A 20,449-nucleotide genomic window follows, 5' to 3' on the forward strand; every position below is an offset into this window, starting at 1 on the left:
CATGCCTCCCGCACCGCCTGTCCGGGAACCCTTCGCGCTGCCCGGGGAGCCGTACCGGCCGCGCAGGACCGAGTGGCTCGGCGTCACCGAGCACGCGGGCTGGCGGCTGAAGCTCATCGCCATCACGGCCGTCGGCGCGCTTCCTGACGATGCCGGGATCAAGGCCGCGCTCGGGGCGGCCGAGCGAGAGGTGCCACAGCCCGCGCGGGCCGGCGCGCGGCCGGGCGTCGGATTCCTGATCGTGCACCGTGGCGCCGAGGCGCTGTGGGTGCTCGTGTGCTGGTGGGAGGGCGACATCCTGTACGAGAGGCTGTGGCGGGCCGATCCCGGCACGACGGAGCTGCGGCCCGTACCACCGGAGGGGCCTACGGCCTGCGTCTGGGAGCTGCAGGCCATCGACCACGAACGGCGAGCCTGGATCAGGTACGTGCTGGAGCACCCTGGCGCTCCGGACCTCGCCGGGTATCTCAGATCGGGCCCCGCCGGAGGGGAGCCGGCGCCGTGACCACCCGACGCGTCGCCGTCGTGCAGGCCGCGCCCCGCCTGTTCGACCTGCCCGAGACGCTGCGCCGCTTCGAGGACCTCCTGGCGCGGGCGGCCGCCGGGGGAGCGCACCTCGTGGTGTTCCCGGAGGCGTTCATCGGTGGCTACCCCAAGGGCTCCACCTTCGGCGCGACTGTCGGACGGCGCGACGACGAGGGACGCGCGTTGTTCGCCCGGTATCGCAGGTCAGCGATCGAGATCCCGGGCGAGGCGTTCGAGCGGATGAGCGCCGCCGTGGCGGCCCGGCAGGCCCATGTGGTCGTCGGCGTCATCGAACGGTACGGCCGTACGTTGTACTGCTCGGCGCTGTTGTTCGCGCCGGACGGCACGCTGCTGGCTCGTCACCGCAAGCTGGTGCCCACGGGAACCGAGCGCGTGATCTGGGGGCGCGGCGACGCCCGCGACGTCGTCGTCGCGGACACCGACGTCGGACGCATCGGCCTGGCGATCTGCTGGGAGAGCTACATGCCGCTCTACCGGACCGCCCTCTACCAGCGGGACGTGCAGATCTATTGCGCGCCGACAGTGGACGATCGCGACGTGTGGACGTCGACCATGCGGCACATCGCCGTCGAGGGCCGTTGCTTCGTGCTCTCGGCCAACCAGTTCGCCGGCCGGGACGACTATCCGGGCGACTTCCCCGCGGCCGACCCGGCCGCCGCGGCCGCGGCCACCATCCAAGGGGGCAGTTGCGTCGTGGATCCCTTCGGACACGTGCTCGCCGGGCCGTCCTTCGGCAAGCAGGACGTGCTCATCGCCGACATCGACCTCGCCGTGCTCGACGGCGCTTATCTCGACCTGGATGTCGTCGGCCACTACGCGCGCCCCGACATCTTCCGGTTCCGCACCGCTCGGCCCGAGTCGCAGGAGCGGCACGATCACTCGTAGGCAGCGCGCTCAGCGGGACATGGGGTCGGCGGCGATGAGGGCTTCCAGGGGGAGCAGGGCGGAGCCCGTGGCCACGGCGTCGCCGCCGAACCTGGCGACCAGCAGCTCGAACTGGCCGCCGGGGCGCGCCAGGCTGTGCCTCCTGGTCGCCTCGGTGATGCGCTCGCCCAGGGACTCCATCAGCCGGAGCCCGACCCAGCCGCCGATGACGATGCGTTGCGGCCCGGTCAGGTTGACCAGCCCGCCCAGCGCGGCGCCGAGGCAGTCGACGACGTCGCCGACGATCTCGCCCGCGACCGGGTCGCCGGCGTGCGCGTCGGCGATGAGCTTGCCGACGGCGCCCCAGCCGGTGCCCTCGAAGACGCCGCCCCTGGCCCGCCACGCGGACAGGATCGCGTCGGAGCCGAGGTACGCCTCCACGCACCCGCGGTTGCCGCACCGGCACACCCGGCCCCCGCGTTCGATCACCGTGTGCCCCCACTCCCCGGCGCTGGAGTGAGCGCCGGACAGCAGCTGCCCGTCGCTGACGATCCCCAGCCCGACCCCCCGGCCGAGCAGGGCGATCAGGGCGTGCGCGGCCCCGCGGGCGTTGCCGAACCAGTGTTCGGCCCTGGCCTGCATCTTGGCGCCGTTCTCCGCGAGGACGGGGACGTGCCCGACGTCGCACAGCGCCGAGACGGGGACGGGCGGCCAGCCCAGGCTCTGGGCGTAGAGGGTCTGGCCGCCGTCGGGGGCGGTCTCGACGACGCCGGGCAGGCCGAGCCCGACGCCGAGCAGGGTCGGCCAGCGGTTGGCGTTGCGCTCGCGCAGCGCGACGAGGGCCTCCTGGAGGTCCGCGCCGATCCGCTCCGGCTCCTCCTCCTTGGCGCCGCCGCGGAACTCCCGGTCGATCCGGTTCACCGCCAGGTCGAACATCTCCACGGCCACGCCGCGCTCTCCGATGTCGGCGCCGATGGTGATCGCGCTCTCGGCGCGCGGCCCGATGAGCGTGATGGGCCGCCCGCCGCGCGAGGAGATCGAGCCGCGCTCCTCCACGAGCCCCGCGGCGATCAGGTCGGTGACGAGATTGGCCGCGGAGGCCGCGGACAGGCCCGTCTCCTGGGCGATGGCGGCCCGGGTGGTCTCCTGCGCGAGGATCACGTGCTTGAGGGCCAGCGCCCGGTTGCGCTGCCGGAGGGTCGTCACGGTGGACGCCTCGGGCAAGGAGAGATGGGGCCGACCACCACGGGGTTCGACGCTCATGATCCCCCGATCCTAGCAATCAGCCGTCCGCGCCCGGGCCGGGCCGAGGCCGCTGATCAGGTGCGCGTCACCGGGCCACCGCCTGCCGGTAGGTCTCGTCGGTGTGGAGGAGGTTGCGGTGGGTGTCCTCGGCGGTGATGACGCCGCCGTCCAGGACGAGGACCCGGTCGGCGGCGTCCAGGAGGGCGGGGCTGCTGGTGATCACGATCATGGTGCGGTTCCGGCGCAGCCGGGCGAGGTTGCGGGCGATGAGCTGTTCGGTGACCGCGTCCACCGCCGTCGTCGGGTCGTGCAGGACCAGGATGTCGGGGTCGGCGGCCAGGGCGCGGGCCAGGGACAGCCGCTGGCGCTGCCCGCCGGAGAGGTTCCCGCCGCGGTCGCGGACCTCGTGGTCGAGCCCCTCGCGGTGGAGGGCGACGACGTCGGTCAGCATGGACGCCTCGACGGCCTCGGCGATCATGCGGCCGGCGCCCGCCGGGTCGATGTTCGTGCGGAGGGTGCCCGCGAAGATCTCCCCGTCGTACGGGTTCACCAGCAGGTGCTCGCGGACCGCCCCGATCGACAGGTCCTTCAGCTCCCGCCCGCTGACCCGCACCACGCCCTCGTACGCGCCGGGCGGGACGTGCACGGCCAGGATCGACACGAGATCGGCCGCCGCCCCCGGCTGGTAGGCGGCGACCGCCACGAACTCCCCGGCGGGCACGTGGAGCTTCAGCTCGCGCAGCGACCCGTACCGGACGCCGTCGACCTCGAGGTCCCCGCCCGCGGACGGTCGTTCCCGCCCCGGGGTCATCACCGGCGGCGCGGCCAGGACCAGCGCCATCCGCTCGGCCGACGCGCGCGCCATCATCACGTATTTCGGCATCTCCGAGAACAGCCGGAGCGGTTCCATGATGAACTGCGCCAGCCCCACGGCCATGACCAGCTCCCCGACGGTGATCCCGCCGCCCAGTGCCAGCCCGCCCGCCGTCAGCGTCACGGCGATGGCGAGGATCGCATTGAGCGCCAGCGCGGTGCCCGCGTACGCGCCGTTCACCTTGGCGACGGTGATCGCCTGGTTCTTCGCCTCCGTGCTGACCTTCCGGTACGACAGGAACGCCGCGTGCGTGCCGCCGAAGCCGTGCAGCGGGCGCAGGCCGGAGATCAGGTCGGCCACCTTCGCGCCCGCCCGCGCCACCCGGGCCTGCTGCTCGCGGGTCCCGGTACCGATCCACCTGGACATGACGCTGAGGATCGACAGGATCGCGATGGTGCCCACGATCACCAGCACGCCGAGCCGGACGTCGGCCAGGCCCAGCGCGACCGCCGTGATCAGCACCGCCACCAGCGAGCTGACCAGCAGCGGCACCACCTCGATGATGTCGGCGGTCTGGTCGGCGTCCTCGGTGGCGATGGTCAGGACCTCGCCGGACTTGAGATCGACGTCCCTGGCCACCGGCTGCAGCCCGCAGTCCGCGACCCGCACCCGCCAGCGGTGCGCCTCGGTCGTGTTGGCCTTCTGCAGGATGCGCATCCCGAACCGCCACGACAGCGACACGGTCGTGATGATCACAGCCAGCGCCGCGATCGACAGCCCGAGCGAGCCGAGGCTGCGCTCCCGCAACGTGTGCTCGACGATCAGGCCGAGCGCGATGGGGAAGGCGGTCTCGCCCGCCTGGTACAGGCCCATGAGGACGGTGCCCCCGGCCATGGCGCCCTTGTTGCGGCGCAGCGCGGTCCACAGGATGTCGGACCCCGTGCGGGGCCCGCGCTCGTCAGGAGTGCTCATCGAGGTGCCGGGCAATCGCTTCGGGGGTCCGCAGGGCGAACAGGTCGCGAACGGTGATCAGGGGGCCGTACTCGCGGCGGAGCAGCCCGATCAGCCGCACCGCCAGCATGGAGTGCCCGCCGAGGGACATGAAGTCGCTCACCGCGCTCACCTCGTCGTCGTCCAGGTCCAGCGCCTCGGCGAAGAACTCGCACACCGCGGTCTCGGTCCCGGTCGCCGGGCCGCGGCCGGCCGACGTGGTCAGCGCGCCCAGCGGCTTGGCCGCCGGCAGCGCCTTGGTGTCGGCCTTCCCGTTCACGGTCAGCGGGATGGCGTCGACCTGGGCGTAGTGCGTGGGGCGCAGGAAGTCCGGCAGCCCGGCGCCCACCTCGGCGGCGACCGTCGCCAGGTCGGAGCCGCCCAGCACGAGGTACGCGGCCAGCCGGAACGCGCCGTCGACCTGCGGATCGGGCTGGGCGACCGCGGCGGCGAAGCGCACCGCCGGGTGCGCCGTGAACGCGGCCTCCACCTCGCCCGGCTCGACCCGGTGCCCCCGGATCTTGACCTGCTGGTCGGTGCGGCCCAGGTACATCAGGTTCCCGTCGGGCCGCCGGAGCACGAGGTCCCCGGTGCGGTACATGCGCTCGCCTGGCTCGCCGAACGGGCACGCGACGAAGCGGTGCGCGGTCTGGCCGGTCTGGCCGAGGTAGCCGCGGGCGATGCCGATGCCCGACACGTACAGCTCGCCGGGCACGCCGTCCGGCACGGGCCGCAGCCACGGGTCGAGCACGTACACGTCGGTGTTGTCGATCGGCACGCCCACGACCGGGTCCCCGCACTCGAAGGTGCCGACGCCGAGGGTGTTGATGGTGTATTCGGTGGGTCCGTACAGGTTGTAGCCGATAGTCCCCTCGGTCGCGGCGAGCCGGTGCCACAACGCCGGGGTGACCGCCTCACCGCCCAGCAGCACCAGCGCGGGCCGCCGCGCGGGGTCGTCGAGCAGCCCCTCGGCCACCAGCTGCTGCGCGTAGGTGGGGGTCACGTTGATGACGTCGATCCCGTGCTCGAGGCAGTACGCGACCAGGCGCGGCGCGTCCCGGCGCAACTCCTCGTCGCAGATGTGCACCTCGTGGCCGTCGGCCAGCCACAGCAGCTCCTCCCACGACATGTCGAACGCGAACGACACGGTGTGCGCGATCCGGAAGACCCGGTGGCCGTGCTCCGCCAGCACCGGCTCGAAGATCCGGCGCTGGTGGTTGATCAGCATGTTGGTGAGCCCGGCGTACTCGGTCACCACGCCCTTGGGCCGGCCGGTCGATCCGGAGGTGTAGATCGTGTACGCGGGATACCGCAGGCGGTCCGGGTCGTCGGGCGCGAACGTCACGAACGGCTCGGCCGCGGGCAGGGGGCGGTCCAGCTCGATCAGGTCGCCGGTCAGCCGGGGGGAGACGGCGCTCACGGTGAGGATCACGTCCGGGCGGGCGTCCGCCACGATCGCGGCGATCCGCTCGTCGGGGTGGTCCAGCTCCAGCGGCACGTACGCGGCCCCGACCCGCAGCACGGCGAACAGCGCCACGATCGAGTCCAGCGAACGCGGGATCGCCAGCCCCACGGTCGTCTCGGGACCGATGCCGCGCCCGGCGAGCACCCCCGCCACCGCCCGGCTGCGCTCCTGGAGCTCGGCGAACGTCATGGTCCGCCCGTGGGCGACGAGCGCGACCCGCCCCGGGCTGCGGTCCGCCGCCCGGTCGAACCGGTCGACCACGGTGTCGGTGCCGATGTCCGTGCAGCTGCTCGGCGCGGGCTCCGGCCCGAATCCTGGCAGCGCGCCCACCGGCCCCTCCGTCCGGGCCAGGTCGTCGAGCAGGCGCAGGTAGCCGTCCAGGAGACGGCGGGCGCGCTCGGTGTCGCCGTCGCGGTACTCCAGCTTGACCGTGAACCGGTCGCCGGGCGTGACGACCCAGGTGAACGGGTAGTGCGTGGAGTCGTCGGCCCGCACCGAGGTGATACCGTGCCGGGCGTTCAGCTCGGCGAACGTGTCCTGGTCGAGGAAGTTCTGCAGCACGAACAGGTTGTCGAACAGGGTGTCGTGCCCGCTGCTCCGCTGGATCTCGCCGAGCCCCAGGTGCTCGTGCTCCATCGCCGCGACCCTGGCCGCCTGCACCGCCGACAGGTACTCCCGCACCGTGTCCGCCGGCCGGGCCCGCGTCCACATGGGCACGGTGTTGAGCAGCACGCCGACGATGCCGGACAGGCCCTCGCCCTCCCGGCCCGAGACGGTCACCCCGAACACGGCGTCGCTCCGGCCCGTGTGCGCGCCCAGCAGCAGGCCGAACGCGCCGGTCAGCACCGAGTTCAGCGTGACGCCGTGCGTCCTGGCCGCCTCCCGCAGCAGCTCCGACTGTTCGGCGCTCAGCGTGTGCACGAGCGCGCGCGGCAGCTCGTCCGGGAGCGACGGCGACGGTCCGGCGAGCAGCGTGGGGCCCGGCAGGCCGGTCAGGTGCTCCGCCCAGAAGCGCTCGGACGCGGACGGGTCCGCGGCGTCGAGGGCGCGGGCGTAGTCCTCGAAACTCGGCGTGGCCGGGGCCGGGTCCAGCGGCTCGCCCGCGACGGCGGCCTCGTAGGCGCCGAACAGGTCGCGCAGCACGATCTCGCGTGACCAGCCGTCCCACAGCAGCAGGTGGTAGCTCAGCAGCAGGCCGTCGTGGCCGCCGGGCAGGCGCACCACGGTCAGCCGGAGCAGCGGCGGCTCGTCCGGGTCGAAGCCCGTGTCGCGGTCCCGGGCGAGCAGGGCTTCGACCTCCGCGTCCGTCCCCGGCACGACCGTGCGGACCTCGACCGGCCGGCTCGCCGCGAGCACCTGGACCGGGTTGCCGTCGGCGTCGGTGCTGAAACCGGCGCCCACGACCGGGTGCCGCGCGATCACGTACGCCATCGCCTCGGCCAGGGCGCCGGTGTCGAGCCGCCGGTCGAAGGTGAAGTAGCTCTGGGCGACATAGTGTCCGGCCGGGCCCGTCAGCTGGGCCTGGAAGAACAGGCCCCTCTGGAGCGGGGTCACCGGCGCCGTCCGCTCGGCCGTCGCGGAGGCGTCCGCGATCCGCTCCAGCGCGCGCAGCCAGTGCCCGGTGAGCTCGTCGGGGATGCCGTCGGCGAGCGTGAAGGCCGCGCGCAGGCTTCCGGTGGCCGCGTCGATCCACGCGTTGACCTCGACGGCGTACGGGCTGCTCCGGTCGCCGCCGGTGATGTGCAGGGCTTGGGACTCGCTGCCCTGGCCGAGGTAGTTGAGCAGCACCTGCGGGCGCGCGGTCAGCAGCGGGGCCGTCTGCGGGTCGAGGTATCGGAGCCGGCCGTAGGCGACGTGCCCGCGCTCGTCCGGCTGGCGCGCGGCGACCTCGCGCGCCGCCGCGACGGGGTCGGTGTGCGGGGTGAGCCGTACGGGGGCGATGGAGGTGAACCAGCCGACGGTCCGGGTGTAGTCGTGGTGTCCGAGCACCGGGACCCGGCCGTGCCGCTCCAGCTCGATCGCGAGATCGGCGGGCGACGGCTGGACGTGCGTCAGCGCGGTCCGGAGCGCGCCGCACAGCAACTCGGTGAGACCGACGCCGAGCGCGGCGGGCGCGGTACGCGTCACCTGGGCGGTCACCTCCGGCGCGAGCTCCACGACGGTCTCGCGCAGCCCCTCGACCACCGGCAGCAGGACGGGCGCCGCGAGCGTGGTGAGCCAGTGCCCGAGGTCGTCGATCAGGCCGGCGGAGCGGGCCGCCAGCGCGTCGGCGTACTCGGCGTACGGCGTGGTCGGCGGCGCCGGCACCGCGCCCCGCAGGGCGGTGGCCAGGTCGTCCAGCAGGATCAGCCAGGACACCGAGTCGACCGCGAGGTGGTGCACGGCGATCACCAGGGTCCGGCTCGCCGCCACCCACGAGAACGCGATCACCTGCCCGGCCTCGGGGTCGAGCCGTCCGGCGGCCTCGTTCGCCGCGATCGTGGCGTCGGCCGTGTCCGCCCGGGCGACGGTGACCTCGCGGGCGGGCTCGGTGCTCAGTGCCCACACGCCGTGCTCGACGCGCAGCCGCAGCCGGAGGATCGGGTGGGCGGCCACGACCGCGTTCGCGGCCCGCACGGCGTCGTCGAAGCCGGTGCCCTCAGGCGCCACCAGCGCCCTGGCCTGGGCGAACCGGGCGAGGGAGCCGCCCAGCTCCCGCTGGCGCAGGATGATCGGCGTCGGCGTCAGCGGGCCGTCGCCGGGGCGGGCGGGTGCGGGCGCCGTGGCGCGGGGCGTGCGGGTCCCCAGGTGCTCGGCGAGTGCGCGCGGCGTCCTGAGCAGGAACACGTCCCGCGGGGCGATCGGCAGGCCGAGCGCCCGCGCCCGGTTGACCACGGTGATGGCGACGATGCTGTCGCCCCCGGCCCTGAAGAAGTCGGTGTCGCCGTTCACCTCGGTGCCGGGCAGCGCTCCGGCGAAGACACCGACCAGCGCGGCGAGCGGGGACTCGACCGCGGGTACCGGGGTGTCGCCCCGCGCGGCGCGCTCGATCAGGGCCTTGCGGTCCAGCTTGCCGTTGACCGTCAGCGGCAGGGCGTCGATCGGCAGCACCCGGCCCGGCACCATGTGCGCGGGCAGCTTCGCTGACAGCTGGCCGGCGAGGTCGCCGGGCACCCCGCCCACGACGTGCGCGACCAGGTGGTCGCCGCTGTCCGCCACGGTGACGGCCGCGTCGGTCACGCCGTCGAGCTCCCGGATCGCGGCCTCCACCTCGCCGAGCTCGATGCGGAAGCCCTTGAGCTGCACCTGGTCGTCGGATCGGCCGACGAACCGCAGCTCGCCGCCGAGCGTACGGCGGGCGAGGTCACCCGTGTGGTACATGCGGGAGCCGTCCCCCGCGAACGGGTTCGCCACGAACCGGCTCGCGGTGAGCCCCGGCCTGCCCAGGTAGCCCAGCGCGACCTGGTCGCCGGCGACGTAGATGGCGCCCACCCGGCCCGGCGGCACCGGCCGGAGCCGGTCGTCGAGCAGGTAGGTGACCAGGCCGGGGATCGGGCCGCCGATCGGGCCGTCGCCGTCGCCGGGGGCGAAGTCCCCGTCGGTCAGCACCCGGTGGGTGACGTGGACGGTGGTCTCGGTGATGCCGTACATGTTGACCAGCTCCGGCGAGCGGGCGCCGTGCCGCTCGACCCAGCCGCGCAGCCGCCCGAGGTCGAGCGCCTCGCCGCCGAAGATGATCCGGCGCAGCGCGGTGACCGGCTCGCCGGCGTGCCGGTCGGCCTCCATGAACTGGTAGAACGCCGACGGGGTCTGGTTGAGCACGGTCACGCCGCGCTCGCGGACCAGCCGGTGGAAGTCGACGGGGGAGCGGGTCAGCCCGTACTCGGGCACCAGCAGCTCACCGCCGTGCGCCAGCGCGCCCCACAGCTCCCACACCGCGAAGTCGAAGGAGGCGGAGTGGAACTGGACCCACACGTCGTCCGGGCCGAAGCCCATGTCGGGCCGGGTGTTCGCGAGCAGCCTCACCACGCTGGAGTGCGGGACGACGACGCCCTTGGGCCGGCCGGTCGATCCGGAGGTGTAGATGACGTACGCCGGGTCGTGCCAGGTGACCTCGGGCGCGGTGGCGTCCACCGGCGACGCGTCCTCCTGCACGAGCACGCGGGCCGACGGGCCCGCCAGCTCCGTGAAGCGGGCCTGCTGCTCCCGGTTCACGAGCACGACCCGCGGGGCGCTGTCGGCGAGGATGTACTCCAGCCGCTCGTCCGGGTACGCCGGGTCCAGCGGCACGTACGCGCCCCCCGCGGTGACGATCGCGACCAGCGCGACGACCTGCTCGAGAGAGCGCGGGACGGCGACCGCCACCCGCTCGCCCGGTCCGACCCCGGCCGCGCGCAACGCCGAGGCCAGCCGGTCCTTCGCCTCCGCCAGCTCGCGGTAGGTCAGTGACCGGGTGCCGCCGTCGAGAGCGCACTGGGTGACGGCGGTGGCGGCCGGGTCGCGCTTCGCCGCGGCGTCGAACAGCGCGCCCAGGGTGGTCGGGGCGATCGGCGCGGGCGGCCGGGAGCCGTCGGGCACCAGGTCGCCGACCAGGTCGCCGGGCCGGGTGAGCAGGCCGGTCAGGGCCCGGCCGAACCCGTGCAGGATCGCCCGCGCGTCGCTCTCCCGCAGCAGCTCGCTGTCGTGGATCAGGTTGAAGCGCGGGCGGCCGTCGGGCGCGCGCTCCACCACCAGCGTCAAGGGGTAGTGCGGGGCGCCCTCGTTCACGATTCCGGTGATGACGAGCTCGTCGCCGGGCCCGCGCAGGCTGCTCAGGTCGGTGGCGACGTCGAACACCACCAGGGTGTCGAACAGCGGGCCGCCGCCGGCCTGACGGCCGATCGCGGTCAGCGAGACGTGCTGGTGCGGCAGGACCGCGCTCTGGTGCTCCCGCACCGAGGCGAGCAGCTCGCGCGCCGTGGTGGCGCCGGTCCATCGGGCGCGTACGGGGATCGTGTTGATGAGCAGGCCCACCATGTCCTCGATGCCGGGCACGTCGGCGTCCCGCCCCGACACCGTGGAGCCGAACACCACGTCCGCGCGGTGCAGGATGCCGCCCAGCGTCGCCGCCCACGCGCTGTGCACGGCGGCGCTGAGCGGCACGCCCGCCGCCCGGGCGGCCTCGTCGACGTCGGCGCCCGGCTCCAGCGCGGTCTCGGCGAACCGGCCGGACGGGGTGTGCCCTTCGGCGACCAGCGAGGGGCCGGGCAGACCGGCGAGCTGGTCGCGCCACACCCGCTCGCTCGCCTCGTCGTCGCGTCCGGCGAGCCGGCGCACGTGGTCGGGGAAGCCGCCGCGCGGGTGCACGGTGCCCGGCGCGTGATACTCGGCCAGCAGCGCACGCAGCATCGCGGGCACCGACCAGCCGTCGGCGACCATGTGGTGCACGGTCTGCACCAGCACGCTCCGGCCGGACCCCCGGCGGATGAGGGTGTAGCGCATCAGCGGGCCGGTGGCCAGGTCGAATCCGGCGCGGCGGTCCCGCTCGGCGTGGTCGCGGATCTCGGCGTCGGTGATGCCGGGGCGGTCCAGCGTGGTGAACGGGGCCCGCACGCCGCTCTCCAGCACCGACACCACCCGGCCGTCGGCGAGGGCCACGAACCGCGCGGCCAGGTTCGGGTAGAGGGCGAGCAGCCGGGTGGCCGCCGTGGCCAGCCGGTCGGCGTCCACCTCGCCCTCCAGCGTCAGCAGCTGCTGCTCGACGTAGCTGCCCGCCGAGTCGTCGTCGAAGACCGAGTGGAAGTACAGGCCCTCCTGCAGCGGGGTCAGCGGCAGGATGTCGCGCAGCGCGGGGCCGTCCAGGGCGTCCACGTCGGCCTGCGTGAGGGGCAGCGGGGCGAAGTCGCTGGGGGAGTGGCCACCCTGGTCGAGCGCGGCCAGCCCGGCCAGGGCCGTGGCGAAATAGTCGCCGATCGTCGCGATGTCCGCGTCGGTGAACATCCCGTCCGGCCACGAGATGGCGGTGACCAGCTCGTACGCGCCGGTCGGGCCGGGTTCGGCGATCGCGTTGAACTCCAGGGCGCGCGGCAGGCGCATCCCCGGGTCGCGCCGCTCGCCCAGCTGCCCCGTGGCGCCGGCGAGCTGCCAGTCCCCGGCCGCCCCCGCGTCGAAGCGGCCCAGGTAGTTGAACAACACCTGCGGGGCGGGCGCGCCGAACCCGGCGTCGGCCAGGTAGCGCAGCGCGCCGTAGGACACGCCGTGGTCCGGCACCCGGGCCAGGTCCTCCTTGACCGCCTTGAGCGCGGCGGACAGGTACGCGGGGTCGGTGAAGTCGGCGGCCGCCCCCGGGTCCACGGTCACCGGGAACAGGGTGGTGAACCAGCCCACGGTCCGCGAAAGGTCCGGCTCGAAGCCGGCGGCGCCCGCGACGAACCGTCCCTCGCGGCCGTGGCCCTCCAGCTCGATGTGCGCGTACGTCTGGTCCTGCCCCAGGTCGCGGCGCCACCGGGCGAGGGTGACGGCGAGCGCGGTCAGCAGCACGTCGTTGACGCCCGCGTGGAACCTCGCGGGAACCTCCCCCAGCAGCGCGGCCGTGACCTCGGGGCCCACCGGGACGACCCGTACCCTCTCACGGGCGACGGTGTCGGCCTCGGACAGCGGGCGCCTGCCCACCGGTCCGTCCGCGCCCGGCAGGGGACGCCGGTAGTAGCCGGGGTCGGCGCCGGACGCCGCCCGCTCCAGCAACTGCGTCCAGCGCCGGAACGACGTGCCCACCGGCGGCAGCTCGATCGGCGCGCCGGAGGTGAGCTGCCGCCACGCCGTGGCCAGGTCGTCCATCAGGATGCGCCAGGACACGCCGTCGATCACCACGTGGTGGACGACCACGACCAGCTGCCGTGCCCGGCGCCGCCAGACCGCGCGGAGCAGCACGCCGTGGTCCGGGTCCAGGCCGGCGGTGGCGAGCGCGACGCACTCGTCCACCGGCCGGTCGCTCTCCTGCCACCCCGCGACGGCACGGTCCGCCGCCGGGACCTCGAAGCCCCAGCGCTCGCCCCGCACCAGCCGGGCCCGCAGCATGTCGTGCCGCCCGACCAGGGCGGAGAGCATCGCGTCGAGGGCGTCGCCGGTCAGGTCCGCCGGGGTGTTCAGCACCACCGACTGCACGAAGCCGTCGATGGCGTCCGTGGTCTCGCCGAGCCACCGCACGATGGGCGACCCCGTGACGGGACCGGTCGCGACGTCCGCACGGTCGACGGGGGCGACCTCGTCCCGGCTCACCACCGCCGCCAGCGCCCCCACGGTCGCGCTGGTGAAGATCTCCGTCGCCCGGACGTGCAGGCCCGCGTCGCGCAGCGCGCCCAGCAGCGAGATCGCCAGCAGGCTGTCCCCGCCGAGCCGGAAGAAGTTCTGGTCGACACCGACCGCCTCCAGTCCCAGCACCGACGCGACCGCCGCGCACACCACGCGCTCGTTCTCGGTGGCGGGCGGGACGAGCGCGGTCGGCTCGGCGGCCGGCTCCGGCAGCGCGTTCCGGTCCAGCTTGCCGTTCTCGGTGAGCGGGAACTCCTTCAGCACGACGACGTGCGCGGGCACCATGTAGTCGACCATGTGCTTGTCGGCCCACGCCCTGACCTCCTCAGCCCGCAGGTCCTCGCGCCCGGCCACCGGGATCACGTACCCCACCAGGTACGTGCCGCCCGCCGCGTGCTCCTTCGCGACGACGCAGGAATGGCGTACCCCCGGGTGCTCGGCGAGGCCGACCTCGACGTCCTCGAGCTCCAGCCGCATCCCGCGGATCTTGATCTGGTTGTCGGCCCGGCCGAGGAAGTCCAGCGATCCGTCCGGGGCGAACCGCGCGAGGTCACCGGTCCGGTACAGCCGGGAGCCGTCCGTGGCGAAGGGGTTCGCCACGAACCGGGACGCCGTCAGGCCGGGCGCGTTGACGTAGCCGCGCCCCAGGAGGAACCCGCCCACGTACAGCTCGCCGCCGACGCCGATCGGGACCGGGCGCAGCTCGTCGTCCAGCACGTACAGGGCGGTGTTGGGGTTGGCCTTGCCGATGGAGGTCGACAGGCGTTCCGCCGCGCCCCGGTAGATGACGTGCGAGACGCCGATCGTCGTCTCGGCCGGGCCGTAGCCGTGGTAGAGGGGGATGCCGAGGCGGGCGCGGAAGCGTTCGTACAGGTCGGGGGTCAGCACCTCGCCGCCGCACCACACGTGCCGCAGGCTGTCCAGCTGCCCCGAGTCGCCCGCGATCTCCAGCAGCACGTCCAGCATGGACGACACCAGGTACGTGAAGGTGACGCGCTGCTCGGCGATCACGCTCAGCAGGTGGTGCGGGTCGCGTTCGCCGCCGGGCCGCAGGACCACCAGCCGGCCGCCGCACACCAGCGGCAGGAAGATCTCGTTGACGGAGATGTCGAACGACAGCGGCGCCTTGAACAGCGAGGCGTCGTCGTGGCCGAAGTGCAGGATCTCGCCGACCTGCCACAGCAGGCGCTCGCTGATCGCCTCGTGCCGGATCATCGCGCCCTTGGGCCGCCCGGTCGAACCGGAGGTGAAGATCACGTACGCCAGGGCCGGTCCGGGGACGGCGACCTCGGGCGGCTCGGCGGGGTAGGAGCCGAAGCGCCAGTCGCCGAGGTCCACGGCCACGGCTTCGGGCTCGCCCGCCGCGTGCACGCCGGAGTCGTTGAGCTGGGCCACCAGCCGTGCGTCGTCGATGACGACCGCCCGCCGCGCGGCGGGCCATCGCGGATCGAGCGGCACGAACGCGCCCCCGGCCATGAGCACGCCCAGCAGGCCGATCACCATCTCGGCGGAGCGGTCCAGCGAGATGCCGACGGTCTGCTCGGCGGTGAGCCCGCGGTCGATGAGGTGATGGGCCAGCTGGCCGGCCAGCCCGGCCGCCTCGCGGTAGGTCAGCGACCGGTGCCGGTCGACGATGGCGACGGCGTCCGGCCTGGCCCGCGCCTGCTCGCGGAACATCTCCACGATGGTGGGCCGGACCCGGTCGGCCCGGGTGTCGTTCCACCCGGCCAGGGTCTCGAGCCGGGCCGCCACGCTCGACGGGCCGATGGTCCCGACGGGCCGCTCCGGGAAGTCGGCCAGGTCGTCCAGCGCGAGCTGCGCGTCGCTCAGCATGACGCCCTCGGGGACGGTGATGCTCCGGCCGTCCGCTCCGACCTCCCAGCCGGCTGTCCCGCGCCCGCCGTGGCCGGCCCAGCCGAGGACGTCGGCGAACGGCGTGCCGGGGGTGAGGTCGAGGCCGTGCGGGCTCCGGCCCGTCGCCCAGTACGCCAGTCCGATGGCGCACGCTCCGGCGAGAGTCCGGTCGGAATGTTCGCCGGTGCGCCGGCGCAGGCCGGCCAGGTGCGCGGCGGAAAGCGACACGCGCCGGGTTCTCGGTTCCGTCATCGAATGATCAGCCGTCCCTTCAAGCGAAGTCAGGATCCCTGACTGCCGTCTCGCCACGCCCGCCACAGACGCGCGTACCGGCCGCCCAGAGCCACCAGTTCCTCGTGCGTTCCCTGCTCCACCACGCGCCCGGCGTCCAGCACGGCGATCCGGTCCGCCGCCATCGCCTGGGTCAGCCGGTGCGCCACGAACAGGGAGGTACGGCCCCGGCACGCGGCCAGCACGGCCCGTTCCAGCTCGGCGGCGCCCTGGCTGCCCGCCTCGGCCGTCGATTCGTCCAGCACCACCACCGGTGCCCGGCCCAGCACCAGCCGGGCCAGGGCGATCTGGGCGACCTTGGTGCCGTCCAGGCGCTCACCGCCCTCGCCGACCACCGTGTCCAGCCCGTCGGGCAGCGTCTCGACCCACGTGCCGGCGCCGACCGTGCGCAACGCGTCCATCAGCTCGGCGTCCGTCGCCTCCGGCGCGGCCAGCCGCAGGTCGTCGGCGAGCGGGCCGGAGAACACGTGCGTCTCCTGCGTCAGGATGCTCGTCAGCACCCGGGCCCCGGCCTCGTCCAGATCGGCGAGGTCGGTCGACCCGATGCGCACCGACCCGGCCTGCGGGGTGCCGATGCCCGCGATCAGCGCCGCCAGGGTCGACTTGCCGGCGCCCGTCGCCCCCACCAGTGCCAGCGAACCGCCCGCCGGGATGACCAGGTCGACGTCGTCGAGGACCGGCCGCTCGGAGCCGGGATAGCTGAAGGTCAGCCCCGCCACCGTCACCGGGTACGGCCCGCTGTCCGCCCGCGCGACGGCCGCACCGCCCACCAGGCGCTCCTCCGTGGCCTCTCCCAGCACCCCGACCAGCCGGGTCAGGCTGGCCCCCGACTTCTGCGCCTCGTCGAAGGTGAACATGATGGCGCCCAGCGGGGTGAACAGCCGGTGGAACAGCAGCGGGGCCACCGCGGCCTCGCCCAGGGAGACGGCGCCGGCCTCCAGCAGCACGTACCCGACCACGATGATCAGGACCAGCCCGATGAACTCGGCGCGGTTCTCCCGGCCGACGAACCGGCCGAAGAGCCGGAACACCTCGATGCCGAGCTCGCGCACCCGCCACGACTCGGCGGCGACCTTCTCGCGGAAGACCTGCTCCAGGCGGTACGCCCGGACGGTGCCGATCCCGTTCAGCCCGCTGATCAGCGCCTGCGCGCGGTCGGCCTGGGCCTCCCGCTGCCGCCGGTAGAGCGGCGCGGACCGGGGCAGATACCAGCGCAGGGCCAGCGCGTACGCGGGCAGCGCCCCGGCACCCGCCAGCCCGAGCCGCCAGTCCAGCCCGAACATGCCCGCCGTCGCGATGACGACCAGCACTCCCGCCGAGAACACCGTGGGGACGGCCGCCCGGATGCCCCTGGACACCACGGCCACGTCGTCGCCGACCCTGGACAGCACGTCACCGCGGCCGACCTGCTCGATCCGCGCGCTCGGCAGCCCCAGCACCGCCCGGACGGCGCCCTCCCGCAGCCGCGCGAGCAGCTCCGCCCCCAGCCGCCCGATCAGGTACGCCGACGCGGCGGCGGCCGCCGCACCGAGCAGCGCGGCGGTCACCATCAGCACCCCGATCGTGACCAGGATGGAGTGCGGCTCGCCCGCGACCACCCCGTCGACCACCTGACCGAGCAGGAACACCGGCAGCACCTGGAGCGCCGCCCCCGCCACCGTGGTGAGGACGGTGGCGGCCGTCAGCCAGGGCGCGTCGCGGCAGTGCGCGGCGACCCATCGGGTGGCCTCGCGTCCGGTCGCCGTGCGCAGGACGGCCGAGGCCACGCCCGTGTCGGTGCTGCTCACATCAGGACCGCGGCGGGCCGGGGACGGGACACGCTGACCCGCATCGCTAGCCGACCGACTTGACGAGCTCGTCGATCGCGTACGGCAGGGACAGCAGGGTGCCCTGCGACATGGCCGCGCCGATCGCCGGGCCCTCGCTGTCCAGCAGGTACGACACCTTGCCGTTCTTGACCGCGGGCAGGTTGGCGAACAGCTCGAACTTCTTCAGCGCGTCCTGGTCAGCCTGGTCGGCGATGACGAAGATGCGGTCGACGTCGATCAGGTCGATGCGCTCGGGGGACAGCACGGTGTAGAAGCTGCCGCCCGCGATCTTGTCGATCTCCGTCGTGCCCTTGAAGCCGATCCCCGTCACCATCCGCCCGCGCACGTCGGTGGTGGTGAACGGGGCGACCGAGTTCTTGTACCAGGACACCGCGACGGCGGTCTGCTCGGCGAACTCCGGGTGCGCCGCACGGGCCGCGTCGAGCTTGGCCTGGATGTCCTGCACCATCTTGGCGCCCTCATCGGCCTTGCCGAGCGCCTTCGCGATGTGCAGTGCGTTGTCCTGCCAGGGCGCGCTGAACGGCTCCTTCTCGCCCTTGGTGCGTCCCACCGTCGGGGCGATCTTGGAGAGCCGGTCGTAGGCGGCCTGGTCGATCTCGGAGTAGACCGCGATGATCAGGTCCGGCCGCAGGGCGGCGATCTTCTCGTAGTTCGGGCCGGAGTCCCCGTTGGTCATGATGACCTCGGGGCGGGTGTCGCCCCACTTGTCCTTCACCCAGGGCCACTGGGTGTTGATGTCGGGGGTCTTGCCCGGCGGGTTCGGGTACTGGTCGACCATGCCGACCGGCTTCACGCCGAACGCCAGGATGGCCTGGTCGTCGGTGTAGCCGACGGAGACGACCCGCTGCGGGGCCTTGGTGATCTGGGTGGAGCCGAACGCGTGCTCCACGGTGACCGGGAACGCGCCGCCCGCGGCGGGCGCGGTGGTGCCGGCGCTCGTCGGAGCGTCCGCCGGGGCGGATCCGCACCCCGAGAGGAGGCCGGCGCCGAGGGTGGCTGCGGACAGAGCCACGGTCAACCGCCGTAAGGTCCGCACAACATTCGTTCGCTGGAGGAGCATCCGCAGTCCCTTGTCGAGTCGTGCCCAAGCGTCGTCGGGCCCACTTTACTTAGGTTAGCCTATCCTTCATATCCCTCTCCTGAGGTTCGTCCGTACCAGCAGGTAGACGAGGAAGGGGCCGCCGATCGCGGCGGTGATCACGCCGACCGGGAGGGTGAACGGCAGCGCCGTACGCGCCACCAGGTCCGCGCCGATCAACAGCAGCGCGCCCACCAGCCCGGAGGCCACCAGCGGCGGCGTCGCGTACCGCGTCAGGCGCATCGCCACCTGCGGCGCGACCAGCGCCACGAACGGGACCGGCCCGGCCGCGCTCACCGCCACCCCGGCCAGCAGCACCGCGCACAGCAGCAGGACCGCCCGCACCATCGAGTAGCGGACGCCCAGGCTCGCCGCGACCTGGTCGCCGAAGTGCATCGGCCTGAGGTGGAACGCCACGAGCGACACCACGGCCAGGAGGGCGAGCGCGCACCACAGCGCCACCCAGACCTCGCCCCACGACCGGTTGTCCAGCGAGCCGACCAGCCACGCCTGGGCCCGGGCCACGTCCCGGATGTCGGCCCTGGCCAGCAGCCAGACGGTGATCGCCTCCATCACGGCGCTCACCGAGATGCCGATGAGGATGAGCCGGAGACCGTCGATCCCGCGCCGCCAGGCCAGGAAGTAGACCAGCAGACCCGTGCCGAGACCGCCCGCGAGCGCCGCCGCGGACAGCCCCACGGAGCTGACGATCGCCGCGGCGGCCCCGCCCGACACCGTCACCAGGAACACCGCGACCGCGCTCGCGCCCCCGGTGATCCCGAGAACGTCCGGGCTGGCCAGCGGGTTGCGCGCGATGGACTGCGTGATCGCCCCGGACACCCCGAGCGCGCCCCCCACGACGAGACCGGCCAGGGCGCGCGGCATCCGCAGATCCATGATCACGAACTCGTCGACCCGCTCCCCCCGGCCGAGGATCGTGGCGATCACCTGGGGCAGGCCGATGGGGAAGTCCCCGGCGCCGATGGACAGGCAGAACACCAGGAAGGCGGCCGCCGCCAGCAGCAGCGTGATCAGCACCATCCAGGGCCGCCACACGAACGACGCGTTCCCGAGCCGCACGCCCGGCACCACCGTCCGCCGCACCGCCGGCCCGGTCATGTCTTCCTGAACTTCCCGCGCCACACCAGCGCCGCGAAGAAGGGCGCGCCGGCGAGGGCGACGACGACTCCCGCCTGCAGCTCGCCCGGCCGGATCACCACGCGTCCCACGATGTCGCAGGCCAGCAGGACGACCGCGCCGAGCAGGCCCGCGTACGGCACCAGCCAGCGATAGTCCGGCCCGGTGAGGTACCGGGCGACGTGGGCCACCATGAGCCCGAGGAACGCGATGGGGCCGCACGCCGCCGTCGCCGCGCCCGCCAGCACGGTGATGGCGGCGATGCCGGCGGTCCGGCTCAGCGCGGTGTTCACCCCCAGGCCCCGCGCCACGTCGTCACCCAGGTTGAGCAGGTTGAGGGCGGGCAGCGTACTCAGCGCCAGCACCAGCCCGGCCGCGACGAACACGGTCACCGGCCAGATGACGTCGAATCCCACACCGGCCACGGACGCCTCGTTCCAGAACCGCAGCGCGTTCAGCGACGCCTGGTCCGACAGCGCGACCGCCGTGGTCATCGCCGCCAGGAACACCGTGATCCCCTGCCCGACCAGCGCCAGCGTCAGAGGGCTGCCCGCCACTCGGCCGATGCTCGCCAGCCCGAACACCACGACACCGGCCGCCGCCGCCCCGAGGAAGGCGAACCACACGTACTGGTACGGATTGCTCAGCCCGAACAGCAGGATCGCCGACACCACGGCGAACGAGGCGCCGGAGTTCACCCCGAGTAACCCCGTGTCCGCGATCGGGTTGCGGGTGAACCCCTGGATCAGCGCCCCGCCGACCCCCAGGGCGACGCCCGCCACGATCGCGAGCACGGTCCTGGGCACCCGCACGGTCTGCACGATGAGCGTGATCTCGGTCAGCCGCTGGTCGGAGCCCGCCGCCGCGAACAACCCGTGCCACACCTCCAGAGGGCTCAGCGCGCGCGCCCCGACGGCCAGCGACGCCGCCCCCACGACCGCGAGGACCACCACCAGCACGCCGACGCCGGCCACCCGCCGGCCGCGGGACCGCTCACCATTTCGATCACTCAATTTAGGTAAAGCTATCCTTAATTGCCGGTCGGCGGTAGGGACGGATGGGGACTT

9 protein-coding genes are annotated in these 20,449 nt (G+C 73.8%); 2 read left to right on the forward strand and 7 right to left on the reverse strand.

Annotated elements, in window-relative coordinates; all coding sequences use genetic code 11:
• Nucleotide 1 precedes the first annotated feature (1 nt).
• Together ACBJ59_RS09195 and ACBJ59_RS09200 are read left to right on the forward strand one after the other, a co-directional pair.
• On the forward strand, nt 2-505 hold the full coding sequence (locus ACBJ59_RS09195; RefSeq protein ID WP_375109719.1) for a hypothetical protein: 504 nt from the start codon (nt 2-4) through the stop codon (nt 503-505).
• Entirely contained in the window at nt 502-1,431 is a 930-nt protein-coding gene (locus ACBJ59_RS09200; protein ID WP_375109720.1) for a carbon-nitrogen hydrolase family protein, read from the forward strand. The genes ACBJ59_RS09195 and ACBJ59_RS09200 overlap by 4 nt, the downstream gene beginning before the upstream one ends.
• A gap of 9 nt (nt 1,432-1,440) precedes the next feature.
• On the opposite strand, the gene ACBJ59_RS09205 is transcribed toward ACBJ59_RS09200, so the two are convergent.
• From ACBJ59_RS09205 to ACBJ59_RS09235, 7 genes are all read right to left on the reverse strand, one after another.
• The gene (locus ACBJ59_RS09205; RefSeq protein ID WP_375109721.1) at nt 1,441-2,616 is read right to left on the reverse strand and encodes an ROK family transcriptional regulator; all 1,176 of its coding nucleotides are present in this window, start codon (nt 2,614-2,616) and stop codon (nt 1,441-1,443) included.
• Between the two features lie 124 nt (nt 2,617-2,740).
• The gene (locus tag ACBJ59_RS09210; protein ID WP_375109722.1) at nt 2,741-4,441 is read right to left on the reverse strand and encodes an ABC transporter ATP-binding protein; all 1,701 of its coding nucleotides are present in this window, start codon (nt 4,439-4,441) and stop codon (nt 2,741-2,743) included.
• Complete coding sequence (locus tag ACBJ59_RS09215; protein WP_375109723.1) at nt 4,428-15,299, reverse strand: amino acid adenylation domain-containing protein; 10,872 nt, start codon at nt 15,297-15,299, stop codon at nt 4,428-4,430. The genes ACBJ59_RS09210 and ACBJ59_RS09215 overlap by 14 nt, the downstream gene beginning before the upstream one ends.
• Before the next feature lie 29 nt (nt 15,300-15,328).
• Nucleotides 15,329-17,125, reverse strand: coding sequence for an ABC transporter ATP-binding protein (locus tag ACBJ59_RS09220; RefSeq protein WP_375109724.1), 1,797 nt, complete (start codon nt 17,123-17,125; stop codon nt 15,329-15,331).
• A gap of 46 nt (nt 17,126-17,171) precedes the next feature.
• Complete coding sequence (locus tag ACBJ59_RS09225) at nt 17,172-18,179, reverse strand: iron-siderophore ABC transporter substrate-binding protein (protein ID WP_375109725.1); 1,008 nt, start codon at nt 18,177-18,179, stop codon at nt 17,172-17,174.
• Between the two features lie 114 nt (nt 18,180-18,293).
• Nucleotides 18,294-19,364, reverse strand: coding sequence for a FecCD family ABC transporter permease (locus ACBJ59_RS09230; RefSeq protein ID WP_375109726.1), 1,071 nt, complete (start codon nt 19,362-19,364; stop codon nt 18,294-18,296).
• The gene (locus ACBJ59_RS09235; protein ID WP_375109727.1) at nt 19,361-20,395 is read right to left on the reverse strand and encodes a FecCD family ABC transporter permease; all 1,035 of its coding nucleotides are present in this window, start codon (nt 20,393-20,395) and stop codon (nt 19,361-19,363) included. The genes ACBJ59_RS09230 and ACBJ59_RS09235 overlap by 4 nt, the downstream gene beginning before the upstream one ends.
• Between the last annotated feature and the right edge of the window lie 54 nt (nt 20,396-20,449).

The organism is Nonomuraea sp. MTCD27 (assembly GCF_041950495.1).
Taxonomy (GTDB): Bacteria; Actinomycetota; Actinomycetes; order Streptosporangiales; family Streptosporangiaceae; genus Nonomuraea.

Coding starts and splice junctions, on each gene's coding strand:
- ACBJ59_RS09215 (WP_375109723.1), bottom strand. CDS start 15,299: ATGACGGAACCGAGAACCCGGCGCGTGTCGCTTTCCGCCGCGCACCTG.
- ACBJ59_RS09195 (WP_375109719.1), top strand. CDS start 2: ATGCCTCCCGCACCGCCTGTCCGGGAACCCTTCGCGCTGCCCGGGGAG.
- ACBJ59_RS09230 (WP_375109726.1), bottom strand. CDS start 19,364: ATGACCGGGCCGGCGGTGCGGCGGACGGTGGTGCCGGGCGTGCGGCTC.
- ACBJ59_RS09210 (WP_375109722.1), bottom strand. CDS start 4,441: ATGAGCACTCCTGACGAGCGCGGGCCCCGCACGGGGTCCGACATCCTG.